A 12621-nucleotide genomic window follows, 5' to 3' on the forward strand; every position below is an offset into this window, starting at 1 on the left:
GTGGAATTTCATACAGAGTTCAAACCTTTAACCGTACAACCGCAGGAAATTGAGGAAAAAAGCTTCGAGATGATTACGGAGGAGCTTGGCGAGCATCCGTTTACGGACGAGCAGTACCCGGTCGTGCAGCGGGTCATTCACGCTTCGGCGGATTTTGAGCTGGGACGCAGTCTGGTGTTCCATCCGAGGGCGATTCAGGCGGGCGTGGAAGCGATCCGCGCAGGCAAAATTTTGGTGGCCGACGTACAGATGGTGCAGGTCGGCATCAGCAAGCCGCGGATCGAGCAGTTCGGCGGAGAAGTCAAGGTGTACATCTCCGATGCCGACGTAATCGAGGAAGCGAAGCGGCTGAATACGACGCGGGCGATCGTTTCCATCCGCAAAGCGATCAAGGAAGCGGAAGGCGGCATCTTCGCCATCGGCAATGCGCCGACGGCGCTGCTGGAGCTGATCCGCCTCGTCAAGGAAGGCGCGGCCAAGCCGGGCCTCATCGTCGGCGTGCCCGTCGGCTTCGTATCCGCGGCGGAATCGAAGGAGGAGCTCGCGAAGCTGGACGTGCCGTTCATCACGAACATCGGCCGCAAGGGCGGCAGCCCCGTGGCCGTCGCAGCGGTGAACGCGCTGTCGATTCTCGCCGCGCGCAAGGAGTAGCGCGCGTATGGCAGAGGACGCGAAGCCGCTGCGCTACGGCTACACCACCGGCTCCTGCGCCACCGCAGGAGCCAAAGCCGCGCTGTTGGCGCTCATCGGGCAGGCGCCGCAAGCGCAAGTGCGCATCTGTATCCCGACCGGGGATACGGTCGCCTTTGACCTGCACAGCTGCGAGTATACGCAGCTGTGGGGCGAAGCCGCCGTGATCAAGGACGGCGGCGACGATCCCGATGCGACGCACGGCGCGAAAATCGTCGTGCGGGTAAGCTGGCGCGATGAGCCGGGCATCGCGATTGACGGCGGCGTCGGCGTCGGACGCGTGACGAAGCCCGGCCTGCCGGTCGAGGTCGGCATGGCGGCGATCAATCCGGTGCCGCGTAAAATGATCCGCGAAACCGTGCAGGAAGTGCTCGACGGCTTCGAAGAAAAGCGCGGCGTCGAGGTGATCGTATCCGTGCCGGACGGCGAAGAAATTGCGAAGAAGACGCTCAACGGGCGTCTGGGCATTATCGGCGGCATCTCGATTCTGGGCACTCGCGGAATCGTGGTGCCTTTCTCCACATCGGCCTACAAAGCGAGCGTCGCCCAGGCGATCCGCGTCGCCGTCAAATGCGGCTGCGACCATATCGTTTTGTCCACCGGTGGCCGGACGGAGACTTACGGCATCGGCATGTACCCGGAGCTGCCGGAGGAAGCTTTCGTCGAGATGGGCGATTTTGTCGGGTTCGCGCTCACCCAGTGCCAAAGACAAGGGGTCCGGAAAGTGACGCTTGTCGGGATGATGGGCAAATTTTCCAAAGTCGCTCAAGGCGTCATGATGGTCCATTCCAAAAGCGCCCCGGTCGATTTCGGATTTTTGGCGCAGGTGGCGGAAGAAGCGGGGGCTTCAGTAACGCTGGTTGCCGAAATCCGCGGAGCCAACACGGCAGCCCAGGTAGGGGACATGATGGTGGTTAACGGCGTCAGCGGCTTTTTTGAAAAGCTGTGCGACCGCTGCTGCCAGGCCGGACTACAAGAGGTCGGCGGCGGGTTGGCGGAAATCGAAACCGTCATCATTTCCATGAAGGCGGAGCTGTTGGGACAAGCGGCCGTGCGGCCGCAACAATTTTGAACAGATAGGATGAAACGGATGAGCAGCACCATCAAAATAATCGGGATCGGCGATAACGGAAAGGCAAGCCTGCTCCCTTTGTATATCAAATGGATCGAAGAGTGCGAAGTGCTCGTGGGCGGCGAGCGGCAGCTGGCGTTTTTTCCCGATTTTCGGGGAGAAAAGATCGTAATTAAGGGAAGCTTGCAGAGCCTTATGGCGCAGCTTCAAAACGAGAGCAGAAGCACGGTCATTCTCGCTTCCGGCGACCCGCTTTTTTACGGGATCGGCGGCTATGCGGCGAAAAAACTGGACGGCGTAAATATTTATCCGAACGTCAGTTCGATTCAGCTCGCTTTTGCCCGCATGGGTGAAAGTTGGCAGGACGCTTTCGTCACGAGCGTGCACGGACGCAGCATGAAAGGTTTGGCGCAGCGCATCGACGGTAAGGACAAAGTGGCGCTGCTTACGGACGACACGAATACGCCTGGGGAGCTGGCGGCTTATTTGCTGTCTTTTGGCATGACGGAGTACCGGGCTTTCGTTGCGGAAAATTTGGACGGCGAGAACGAACGCACCGGATGGTACGAATTGGAGCAGATGCAAGCGGCATCGTTTTCCCCGCTCAATGTTGTTATTTTGAAGCGTCAATCCGCCGGCCCCGAGTGGACGCTTGGCATCGAAGACGAGCAGTTCGCCCAGCGCAAGCCGGACAAAGGGCTGATTACGAAAAAAGAAGTCCGCGTGCTGAGCTTGAGCCAGATGGGCTTGAAGCACGACAGCGTCGTATGGGATATCGGCACGTGCACGGGATCGGTAGCGATTGAAGCCGCCAAAATAGCGAGAAACGGCGAAGTGTACGCCATCGAGAAAAATCCCGACGATTTGCAAAACTGCCTGGACAACAGCCGCAAGTTCCGCGTCGATCTGACGGCTGTGCAGGGGCGGGCGCCGCAAGGGCTGGAAGCTTTTGCCGACCCGGATGCTGTCTTTATCGGCGGCAGCGGCGGCGAGATGGAGGAGCTGCTCAGCATTTGCGCGGCCCGTCTGAAAGAAGGCGGTACGATCGTCCTCAACGCGGCGACGATGGAGACGCTGTACGAGGCGGACAAGACGTTCGCGAAGCTTGGCTTCGTTACTGCGGTTACGCTCGCGCAGGTGTCGAGGAGCAAGCCGATTTTGAACATGAAACGTTTTGAAGCGCTGAACCCGGTCTATATCATTACGGCCAAGCGGCGCGCAGTTTCGGAAGGGGAGGAAAGCAGCGGTGAGTAAGGTTGGAACTTTATACGGGCTGGGCGTCGGACCCGGGGACCCGGAATTGATTACGGTTAAAGCGTTCCGGCTCCTGAAGGAGTGCCCGGTGATCGCCTACCCGCGGAAAATGCGCGGTGCGAAAAGCTATGCGCTGGCGATTACGGAGCTGTACGTCAATACGGAGCAAAAAGAAATGCTCGGACTGACGTTCCCGATGACCCGGGACCGCGACGCGCTGGAAGCGCAGTGGACCAAAACGGTGGAAAGCGTATGGAGCTTTCTCGCGCAAGGAAAAGATGTCGCTTTCGTGACCGAAGGCGATCCGATGATCTACAGCACGTACATCCATCTCATGAGGCTGATGAAGGAGCGGCATCCCGAGGTGCAGGCGATTTCGATTCCCGGCATTTCGTCCGTGAACGCATCCGCATCCAGACTCGGCTTTCCGCTGGCCGACGGTGATGAGCAAATCGCCATCGTGCCGGCTGTGGAGGACTACGACAAAATGCGCCGGGCGATTGAAGATCACGACTGCATCGTGTTTATTAAAGTCGCCAAGGTGATCGACCTGATGCTGGCTGTTTTGCGCGATCTCGGCCTGGTGCACAAAGCTTCCGTCGTGACGAAAGTCACTTCTTCCGAAGAAATGATTTGGCGCAACGTGGAGGAGCTGCAGGGGCGGGAACTGGAATATTTAACGCTGATGGTGGTGAGAAAATAGATGAACGTATATATCGTTGGTGCAGGACCCGGCGATCCGGATCTGATTACGGTCAAAGGGCTCAAGCTGCTGCAGGCAGCCGATGTCGTCATGTACACGGACTCGCTGGTGAACGACGAGTTGATCGCCAAAGCGAAGCCGGGAGCGGAAGTGGTCAAAAGCTCGGGCATGGAGCTTGGCGAGATGGTGCAGCTGATGGTCGACCGCGTCAAGGACGGCAAATTAGTCGTGCGCGTACATACCGGCGATCCGGCGATGTTCGGAGCGACGATGGAGCAGATCGCGCTTTTGCGCAAAGAGGGGATCGGCTGCGAAATCGTGCCGGGCGTAAGCTCGGTGTTCGCGTCGGCGGCGGCGATCGGCGCGGAGCTGACGATTCCGGACCTGACGCAGACCGTCATCCTGACCCGCGCCGAAGGTCGCACACCGGTGCCGGAGCTGGAAAAGCTGCGCGACCTGGCGGCTCACCACTGCACGATTGCCTTGTTCCTCAGCGCGACGCTGACGAAAAAGGTCGTAAGCGAGCTGCTTGAAGCGGGCTGGAGCGAAGAAACGCCTGTCGCGGTCGTGCAGCGTGCGACCTGGCCCGACCAACTGATCGTCCGTACGACTGTCGGCCGATTGGAAGCGGATATGCGCGAGCACGGCATCCGTGCGCATGCGATGATTTTGGCCGGCTGGGCGCTGGACCCGGACATTCACGGCAAAGACGAGTACCGCTCCAAGCTGTACGACAAATCGTTCACGCACCGGTTCCGCAGAGGGGTGAAAGAATGACCATCGCGCTTGAGGAAGGCGTCGTTCCGGCGATCCGTCAGCAGGGCGATTACGCGATTGTGGCGATTACGAAGCACGGCGTGGAAACCGCCAGAAGGCTGCATGAGCGCATGAGCGGAACGGACATTTATTACATGGGCAAATTTGCCCGCGGCGATGAAGAGCAGCGGGGGATTCAACTGTTCGACGGCAGCGTCCGCCTGCTGTTTCCCGCATTATTTCCCGCTTATCAGGGGCTGATCATCATCATTTCGCTCGGCGCGGTCGTACGGATGATCGCACCGCTGCTGCAAGATAAAAAGAAAGATCCCGGCGTCGTCGTGATCGACGATAAAGCCGAGCACGTCATCAGCGTGCTGTCCGGCCATTTGGGCGGGGCCAACGAGCTGACGCTCGAAGTGGCCGCCGCTCTGGGCGCGCGGCCCGTCATTACGACGGCCTCCGACGTGCAAAAGACGATCCCCGTCGATCTGTTCGGCCGCAGGTTCGGCTGGCAGTGGGAGTCGGCCGACAAGCTGACGCCGGTCAGCGCCTCGGTCGTCAACGAGGAGCGGATCGCCGTCATTCAGGAATCGGGCGAGCCGAATTGGTGGACGCACGATCGTCCGGTGCCGCCGAACATCCGGGTGTTCGACACGATTGAGGGCGCCTGGGCGAGCGAGCCCCAGGCCGTGCTGCTTATCACGCACAGGCTGCTGAAGCCGGAAGAGGAGCACATTTTGAGCAATGGCGTGCTGTACCGTCCGAAAGTCGTTGCGCTCGGGATCGGGTGCAATCGCGGCACTTCGGCGGAGGAGATCGAGGCGGTCGTTCGCGAAACACTGGACGAGCTATGCTTCTCCATGCGCAGCGTAAAAGCGATATGCTCGATCGATCTGAAGCAGGACGAAGAGGGCCTCTTGGAAGTGACCCGCAAATTCGGCTGGGAATTCGTCTGCTATCCGGCGGAGGAGTTGAATCGGGTGAACATCGAGGCACCGTCGGAAACCGTCTTCCGGTTCACCGGAGCTTACGGCGTGAGCGAACCGGCCGTCAAGCTGTACGCCGGCACGGATGAGCTTCCCGTGGTGAAGAAAAAGTCGGGGAATGTGACGATTTCGGTCGGTTTGCTCAAGTTTCCTGCTCCGGCGCAGGCATCGGCAGGAGGCGCATGATGCAGCGGAGAATCGTGATTGCAGGAACAGGCAGCGGAGTCGGGAAAACGACATTGACCATAGCCATCATGGCCGCTCTGCAAAAGAAAGGCTGCACCGTGCAGGGCTTCAAATGCGGCCCCGACTATATCGATCCGACTTATCACACGGCGGTTACGGGCAGGCTTTCGCGCAATTTGGACAGCTGGATGGTCGGACGCGAAGCGGTCCGGGAAATATTCGGGCGCGGCAGCGCCGGCGCGGACATTTCGGTCGTCGAAGGCGTGATGGGGATGTACGACGGCAAAAATCCGCTGTCTGACGAAGGCAGCACCGCGGACATAAGCCGGATCATCGACGCGCCGGTCGTGCTGGTCGTGAACATAGCGAGTATGGCGCGAAGCGCTGCGGCGATTGTAAAAGGTTTCCAGCATTTCGATCAAGCCGGCAAAATCGCCGGGATTATCGCCAACAATGCGGGCAGCGTCGGCCATTACAAGCTGGTCAAGGAAGTGGTCGAGCAGGAATGCGGCATTCCGGTAATCGGCTGGCTGCCCAGGAACACGGACGTTACGCTGCCGGAAAGGCATCTCGGTCTCGTTCCTTCGATTGAAAGAGGAGAGCTCGGCGCTTTTTTCGATCGGTTGGCCGGGCTTGCGGCGGAACATATCGATTTGGACAAGCTGCTTGAACTGTCGGTGTGCGAGCCGCTGGAAAGCGTCCCTTACTTGTTTGCCGGACCAGTTTCGGACAAGCAGGTCAAAATCGCAATCGCCAAAGATTCGGCTTTTCACTTTTATTACCCTGAAAATATCGAACTGCTGGAAGCGGGCGGCGCGGAGTGCGTCTACTTTTCCCCGCTTGCGGGCGAAGAGGTTCCGGCGGATGCGGACGGACTTTATATCGGCGGCGGGTTTCCCGAGGAGTTTGCCGCCCGGCTTGCGGCGAACGACGCCGTGAAACAGTCGATCCGGCAGCGGATCGCCGGGGGCATTCCGACGCTGGCCGAATGCGGCGGCTACATGTATCTCACCGGGCAGCTGGCGGATACGGCGGGCAATGCTTACCCGATGGCCGGCATCGTGCCCGGCCAGGTCGTCATGCAGCGGAAGCTGGCGGCGCTGGGCTACCGGGAAGTCGAGGGCACGGAAGGCAACTTCCTCCTCGGACCGGGGGAACAAGCGCGCGGCCACGAGTTCCACTACTCGACGTTTCAGCCGGATGAAGGGGCGGAATACGCGCCCGCATTTCAGTCCAAGGGCCGCTTCGGCACGAAAGCGGAAGGGTTCACGGCGCCGAATGTGGTGGCGGGCTACACGCATCTTCATTTTGGCTCGAACCCGGTTCTCGCGGAGCGCTGGCTGGCTGCGTGCGCGGCTTACCGGCAAAACCGGCTTGCCGATTCGAACGGCGGCTCCGAGCGATGAGCCATCGTCCCGATCCGGCAGCGCGTTAACGATATCGCAGCGGTGAACAAAAAAAGAACCCGTCCATCATCGATGGTCAGGTTCTTTTTTGCCCATGAAAAACAATTATTTTATGTAATGCATGGATTGATCTGCGATACTTTGCTTATAGCGGTCAAGGCAGTTGCACAAGTAGTCCTTGCGGCAAATCGGGCAGGGCTCTTTCATCAATCTATTCAAATTCGTTACTTTACCGATCCCTGTTTCGGGATCTCTTTCGAAGATAAGGCGGCATTGGTTCCGGTCCTTAAGTACGGCAACGACTTCGAAAAGACCGTTTTTTTTGTTGTCACTAACAATTTTGGCATCTACAACCTGCGGATCATAAGCCACATGAATTCCTCCTCAAACTAGCATGACCTCATCTTTGTTAGGAAGGGTGCATTAGTATATTATATTAATAAACGTCATTTTATTCAATAGGAGGCGCGGACGAGTGATTATCGACTATCTGGAGAAGGAGCCGGCCGACGGCGGCAGCCTGCTGGTTCATATCGGACTGCAATTCGAAGACGAGCCGGATTCGCTGTATGTGGCGGAGCTTGAAGTCGGCGGGGACGGGCGGGTCGGCAGCTGGAAGCTGTACTTTAACGGTTTTGATTGCAAGTATGCGTTCAAGCCGGAGGAGCGGGAGCAGTTAAAGCGCTATATGACGGAGCAAGAGATTGCGATAACGGGTGAAATGTAAAAAGGAATCGTCCCCATGTGATTGGTTCCAATTCCCCGTTTTGTGTTTGCGGTTGTGACGAATTAGCGTTTCCTGCAAAGTCGGCGTCGCTCTGGTAACGGGACGTACACCGTTCCAATCCAGACGGTTGGCGGTTGGATCGGATTTTCCTGCGCGGCATCGTTTGCTGCGTTTCTTTTTGGCTGATGATGCGGACATGCGAATCTCCTCTTTTCGAACTGAAGTTATTTTGATTATACATAAACCATACGGGCGGCGGCAAAGGAAAGTTTCATTATACTTATGCGGCTGTTTTCAAGAAAGGTGAGGCTCATGCGCATTCAAGTGCAATTATCCGTGGAGGGCCGTGCGGTCAAGCAGGAAGTTCTGGAAATTGCCGAGCACAAGCTGGGCGAATTGACGGACGAAGAAATCGAGAGCGCGATTGAAATCAATATCCGCTCATGGCTCGACCGCATGCTGCAAGTCGAATGGGAAGTGCTGGAGTAAACGGCACAAAAAAGCTCCGAACGGGAACGAACAATCCTGTCCGGAGCTTTTTGCATTATGGGCCTATTGCTAATGCGCGGTGCTGACGCCGGTCTTTTGAAGCGCGTGTTCCCAGCTCGGATAATAATACAAAGCGTTTTTCATCAAGTCAGGATGCTGCTTCTTCACATTTTTTTTGGCTAACGATTCTCCGCTGCTGTGAAGCTGCACAATTTGACTCAGAACTTCGTCTGCACTCATGTTTAGCTCCATCGAATGGGTCCCCTTCTCTTAAAGTTATTAGTCCCAATACTTTCCATTAAAAAGGCAAATTATACATAGAATAATTCGCTGAAGGGCAAAATAAGGCCATGAATACAGAGGCAAAAGAAAGTCGGTGTTCTGCTATGAATTGGCCGTCTTTGTCGTTGTTTTCCGGCAAGCCGCAGCCTGTGTGCAAAGGAAGGGCGAGTGTCGGCGCCGTTACAAAAATGCTGCTGCGGGAACTGCCGCCCGGGCGAATTGCGGTGATCCGCCACCGCGATCTGGATGAAATGGCGGCTCAGGAGCTGATTGACCGCAAGGTCAAGGCGGTGATTAACTGCCAGGCGACGATGAGCGACGAGTTTCCGACGCACGGCCCGCTGCTGCTGCTGCGCCAGGGCATTCCGCTCTGGGAGGCGGAGCCGGGCGATTTTGAAAAGTTCGTTCAGCATGCGGAAATCAGCATTTTTGCAGACGCCGCGGAAACGGCGGGCTGTACGATCCCGTGCCGGGCTTTTACAAAAGAGGAATGGCTGCACAAGCATCAGCTTGCGCAGAGCAAGGCCGCGGAGCTAACAGACCGTTTTATCGAAAATACGCTGGTGTTTGCCATGCAGGAAAAAAGCGCGGCGGCCGAGCCGGTGGCTCCGCTCCCGCTGCGAACTGAAATAGAGGGCAGGCATGTGCTCGTCGTAGCCCGCCGGAAGGGGAACAAACAGGAGCTTGAGGCGGCCGGAGCCTATATCCGCCAGGAAAAGCCGGTTTTGATCGGAGTGGACGGCGGGGCGGACACCTTGCTGGAGTGCGGCTACAAGCCGCATCTTATCGTAGGCGATATGGACAGCGTATCCGACCGGGCGTTATGCTGCGGAGCCGAGCTGGTCGTCCACGCCTACCGGGACGGAGAAGCGCCGGGCCTCCGGCGGGTGGAAGCGCTGGGACTCAAGGCGCATGTGTTTCCCTGCATCGGCACAAGCGAGGATGCGGCGCTGCTGCTAGCATACGCTCAGCGGGGCGAGTGGATTGTAACTGCCGGCGCTCACGCCCATATGGCCGATTTTATGGAAAAAGGCAGACATGGCATGGGCAGCACGCTGCTCGTCCGGATGAAAATCGGGGACAGGCTGATCGATATTAGAGGGCTCGGCATCCGGTACCGGCAAGCTTCGTCCCGGCTCCAAGATGCGCTTATTTCGATACTGCTGTCGCTGAGCTTCGTTGCGCTGAGCTTGCTGCAGCTGCACTGGATCACCAGGCGGCTCGCGCACGCCGTATGGAAACTGGGGGGGAACGAATGAAACCGGGTTTGTCGATCATCATCCCGGCCTGGAACGAGGAAAGCGCGATCTCGGAAACGCTCCTCCATGTGCTGAACATTGCATGGGAGCTCCATGTCAAACAGCTGGTACCGGACGAAAGGCACGACGACAAGCCGTTACGGGACGGGGGTTTCCGCAAAACGTATGAAATCATCGTCGTGGACGACGGCAGCACAGACCGGACTTACGAGGAAGCGTGGCCGTGGGCCGATCGGCTGGTGAAGCATGCCAGGCGCATGGGCAAAGGCGCCGCTCTGGCCTCGGGTATTGCCCGGGCGAGAGGCGACATTTTTTTGTTCCTGGACGCCGATCTCCGGTCGTCCATCGCCCATGCGCCGCTGCTGCTGGAGCCGATCCGGTCGGCCGGGGCGGATCTGGTCATCGCCAGGCTGCCAAGGCCGGGGCAAAGCGCCGGTTTCGGGCTGGCGAAGGGGCTGGCGCGCGAGGGCATCTACCGCCTCAGCGGCTACAGAACGGCAGCTCCCTTGTCCGGACAGCGCGCGATTCGCGCCGACCGTTTGCGGGAACTGGGGGCGCTGGCCCGCGGCTTCGGCGTCGAAGTCGCGATGACGATCGATGCGGCGCGGCGCGGCCTGCGCATCGCGGAGATCGACGTGCCATTCACGCACCGCGAGACGGGGCGGGATTGGCACGGGTTCCTTCACCGCGGCAGGCAGTTTGCCGCGGTGGGGCGCGCGCTGCTGACTCGCTGGAAGGAGAGGAAGCCGGCATGGACATCGGATCGATCCTCGATCTGATCGGGCTTTTTGCGGCAGGGCTGTGGCTGCTGCCGCACGTTCGCCGCTTCCTGGAGGCGCATGGCCGCCTGGAAGCGAACTATTTGGGCCGCCCGGTTCCGTGCGGGCTGGGGGTAGTGCTTTGGCTGCTCATCTGGCTGCAGGAAGGGATGCTGCAGGCGCGATTGCAGCTTGCGGCCGCCGGGCTGGCGGTCGAAGGCGGACATGTTGCCGCGCTTGCGCTGCGGGAGGCGGATTTTCGCGCGTTCGTGCTGGCCGCCACGGTCGTCTTTCTCGCCGGTTGGACGGATGACCTTATCGGCAGCAAAACGGTAAAAGGGCTTCGCGGTCACTACCGGTATTGGCGGCAGACGCGAACCTTCAGCATGGGGGCCGTGAAGGCGGCCGCCGTTTTTGGCGCGGGCGCATGGCTGCTGCTTGCGACTGCCGGGGACGCCCGAATTCCCATCTGGCAAATGGGGATTCGGTTGCTGCTGTTGCTGCTGCTGACAAACACGCTCAATTTGCTGGACGTTCGTCCCGGAAGAGCATTGAAAGCCTTTTTGCCGGGCTGTCTCTTTCTGCTCCTGATTGTCGGCCCTTCGGCCGGTCTGCTGCCGCTGCTTCCCGCTGCCGCCGGAGGTCTGCTGCTTTTTTATCAGGATGTACAGGGGAAGGGCATGCTGGGGGACGCGGGGGCGAACTTACTCGGCTTTACGCTGGGATACGGCGTCGTCATGACGTGCCCGCCGGTCGGGCAAATCGGGCTGATCGCCGTCCTGGCTTACGTTCATCTGCTGGCCGAGACGAGCTCGCTGACGCTGCTGATCGAGCGGAACCGCATACTGAACTGGATTGACCGCTGGGGCCGGACATAGAGCAGCACTAGTGCCCTGAGTCCATCCGCCCTTTCCTGGATGGGTTGTGGAGCTGAAGTGGGGGGACAAGGAGGCTTGGCAGGGAAAAAACCTGCGAAAGTGCAGTTTTTTTCGTAGAAATGGTTCATTTTGGCGAAAAGCCTGCGAAAGTGCAGGAATTTTCGCTGAAAATGAGTCTGAGCCCATGTTCGCGGTGAAAAGCCTGCACAATTGCAGGAATATTTCTTGACCAGCCTATCAACCGAGAAAAAGATGTATCATTGCAGGTTTTCTTCGCGAAGCAGGTAGATTGGGCGACCGGGCCTGGCGCGTGGGTTTATGGGCAGCACATATACCAGGATATCCCTGTGTGCGCAGCGCTGCCAAGTAAATGTGCACGCTCTGACGGACTGCCTGAGCTTTATATGTGGCGACGTCCATGGCGTCATGAGTTCTTTCGGAACTTCGTGGGCCTGCGAACTGTATCCCGCGCAGTTGCGCCGTTTTCGGACGGCGGCGTCACGCATTCCATGAGCCCTTATGCGCCGCTGTAACGATGTATGGCATCGTTGTAATCGAGTATACCCGCGTCCATGACGCTGAAATAGTTTTCGGCCGGACCGCCTAATGTGCGAATGGCTGCTACGTCTACATGCTTTCCGATAAGGAGACTGCCGCAATGCGAGCTCCCGCCTCGGTTGGACCGATTGCTATGAAGGGGGCGACCGGCCGCCCCGATGGAAGAAGCAGCGATGTCCGCATCAAAAAAAGATCGCGCTCCAGCTTGCCGGGAAGCAAGCGGGGAGAAGCGATCTTTTTATTCGATCGGCCTGGCCGCGGAGATTGCGAGTGCCGTCCGCTCCGCGGCCCCGGAGGCCAAATTCCCGGGGGGCATGTCCGGGTTTATTTTTGCCGTTTGGCTTTAAATCTCGGAGCGACGTAGTTGCGTTTGCGGTCGCGGAAAAAGGTCCATCCGCCGATGAAAGCGACGCCGAGCAGAAAAAGAATCAGTCCGAGCGCAAATTTGCCCCACAGCATATGTCCGTCGCCGCTGTTGAATTGCGCAAAAAAAGCGTCCTTCATGGCGAGAAAGCCATAGGTCGCGGCAAGGCCGGGAATCACGAGCAAAAGAATCGCGATAAATCGATAAAATGGTGCTTTCATAAAGGCTCCTTACGTTGTTTTCTATCATC

The 12621-nt window shown here is 58.5% G+C and carries 17 protein-coding genes; 13 read left to right on the forward strand and 4 right to left on the reverse strand.

Annotation, left to right across the window (positions count from 1 at the left end; translation table 11 throughout):
- From AC6RNO_RS08250 to AC6RNO_RS08280, 7 genes are read left to right on the forward strand one after another with little or no spacing between them, the layout of a single operon-like run.
- A complete protein-coding gene (locus AC6RNO_RS08250; protein ID WP_474681523.1) occupies positions 1-651 on the forward strand; it encodes a precorrin-8X methylmutase in 651 nt (216 codons plus the stop codon).
- A 7-nt stretch (positions 652-658) separates the two neighbouring features.
- On the forward strand, positions 659-1762 hold the full coding sequence (locus tag AC6RNO_RS08255; protein WP_497105170.1) for a cobalt-precorrin-5B (C(1))-methyltransferase: 1104 nt from the start codon (positions 659-661) through the stop codon (positions 1760-1762).
- A gap of 18 nt (positions 1763-1780) precedes the next feature.
- Complete coding sequence (gene cbiE, locus AC6RNO_RS08260; RefSeq protein WP_497105171.1) at positions 1781-3016, forward strand: precorrin-6y C5,15-methyltransferase (decarboxylating) subunit CbiE; 1236 nt, start codon at positions 1781-1783, stop codon at positions 3014-3016.
- Complete coding sequence (gene cobI, locus AC6RNO_RS08265; protein ID WP_474681520.1) at positions 3009-3719, forward strand: precorrin-2 C(20)-methyltransferase; 711 nt, start codon at positions 3009-3011, stop codon at positions 3717-3719. The genes cbiE and cobI overlap by 8 nt, the downstream gene beginning before the upstream one ends.
- A complete protein-coding gene (gene cobM, locus AC6RNO_RS08270; RefSeq protein WP_474681519.1) occupies positions 3720-4496 on the forward strand; it encodes a precorrin-4 C(11)-methyltransferase in 777 nt (258 codons plus the stop codon).
- Positions 4493-5650 (forward strand): cobalt-precorrin 5A hydrolase, encoded by a 1158-nt coding sequence (locus tag AC6RNO_RS08275; RefSeq protein WP_488436653.1) that lies wholly within the window; start codon positions 4493-4495, stop codon positions 5648-5650. The genes cobM and AC6RNO_RS08275 overlap by 4 nt, the downstream gene beginning before the upstream one ends.
- Positions 5647-7056: a cobyrinic acid a,c-diamide synthase CobB gene (locus AC6RNO_RS08280; protein WP_474681517.1), complete on the forward strand. Its 1410-nt coding sequence runs from the start codon at positions 5647-5649 to the stop codon at positions 7054-7056. The genes AC6RNO_RS08275 and AC6RNO_RS08280 overlap by 4 nt, the downstream gene beginning before the upstream one ends.
- A 105-nt stretch (positions 7057-7161) precedes the next feature.
- Here the strand turns inward: AC6RNO_RS08280 and AC6RNO_RS08285 are convergent, their stop codons facing one another.
- Complete coding sequence (locus AC6RNO_RS08285; RefSeq protein WP_474681516.1) at positions 7162-7428, reverse strand: hypothetical protein; 267 nt, start codon at positions 7426-7428, stop codon at positions 7162-7164.
- A 103-nt stretch (positions 7429-7531) separates the two neighbouring features.
- On the opposite strand from AC6RNO_RS08285, the gene AC6RNO_RS08290 reads away from it, so the two are divergent.
- Positions 7532-7783, forward strand: a complete 252-nt coding sequence (locus AC6RNO_RS08290) for a hypothetical protein (protein ID WP_474681515.1) — start codon at positions 7532-7534, stop codon at positions 7781-7783.
- On the opposite strand, the gene brfA is transcribed toward AC6RNO_RS08290, so the two are convergent.
- Positions 7733-7981 carry a ribosome rescue factor BrfA gene (brfA, locus tag AC6RNO_RS08295; RefSeq protein ID WP_488436654.1) on the reverse strand — a complete coding sequence of 83 codons (249 nt, stop codon included), beginning with the start codon at positions 7979-7981 and terminating at the stop codon, positions 7733-7735. The two genes, AC6RNO_RS08290 and brfA, sit on opposite strands and share 51 nt — an antisense overlap.
- Positions 7982-8095: 114 nt before the next feature.
- On the opposite strand from brfA, the gene AC6RNO_RS08300 reads away from it, so the two are divergent.
- Complete coding sequence (locus AC6RNO_RS08300) at positions 8096-8272, forward strand: hypothetical protein (RefSeq protein WP_497105172.1); 177 nt, start codon at positions 8096-8098, stop codon at positions 8270-8272.
- Positions 8273-8341: 69 nt separating this feature from the next.
- On the opposite strand, the gene AC6RNO_RS08305 is transcribed toward AC6RNO_RS08300, so the two are convergent.
- Complete coding sequence (locus AC6RNO_RS08305) at positions 8342-8524, reverse strand: hypothetical protein (RefSeq protein ID WP_474681513.1); 183 nt, start codon at positions 8522-8524, stop codon at positions 8342-8344.
- Between the two features lie 134 nt (positions 8525-8658).
- On the opposite strand from AC6RNO_RS08305, the gene steA reads away from it, so the two are divergent.
- The 4 genes from steA to AC6RNO_RS08325 all read left to right on the forward strand — a co-directional run bounded on the left by steA (position 8659) and on the right by AC6RNO_RS08325 (position 12354).
- A complete protein-coding gene (gene steA, locus AC6RNO_RS08310; RefSeq protein WP_497105173.1) occupies positions 8659-9813 on the forward strand; it encodes a putative cytokinetic ring protein SteA in 1155 nt (384 codons plus the stop codon).
- Complete coding sequence (locus tag AC6RNO_RS08315; RefSeq protein WP_474681511.1) at positions 9810-10592, forward strand: glycosyltransferase family 2 protein; 783 nt, start codon at positions 9810-9812, stop codon at positions 10590-10592. The genes steA and AC6RNO_RS08315 overlap by 4 nt, the downstream gene beginning before the upstream one ends.
- Positions 10565-11449 (forward strand): hypothetical protein, encoded by an 885-nt coding sequence (locus AC6RNO_RS08320; RefSeq protein WP_474681510.1) that lies wholly within the window; start codon positions 10565-10567, stop codon positions 11447-11449. The genes AC6RNO_RS08315 and AC6RNO_RS08320 overlap by 28 nt, the downstream gene beginning before the upstream one ends.
- 731 nt (positions 11450-12180) lie before the next feature.
- Positions 12181-12354: a hypothetical protein gene (locus AC6RNO_RS08325; protein ID WP_497105174.1), complete on the forward strand. Its 174-nt coding sequence runs from the start codon at positions 12181-12183 to the stop codon at positions 12352-12354.
- On the opposite strand, the gene AC6RNO_RS08330 is transcribed toward AC6RNO_RS08325, so the two are convergent.
- Positions 12332-12592, reverse strand: a complete 261-nt coding sequence (locus AC6RNO_RS08330; RefSeq protein ID WP_497105175.1) for a DUF2627 family protein — start codon at positions 12590-12592, stop codon at positions 12332-12334. The two genes, AC6RNO_RS08325 and AC6RNO_RS08330, sit on opposite strands and share 23 nt — an antisense overlap.
- Positions 12593-12621 lie beyond the last annotated feature (29 nt).

The sequence above is a fragment of the Paenibacillus sp. sgz302190 genome (assembly GCF_059820445.1).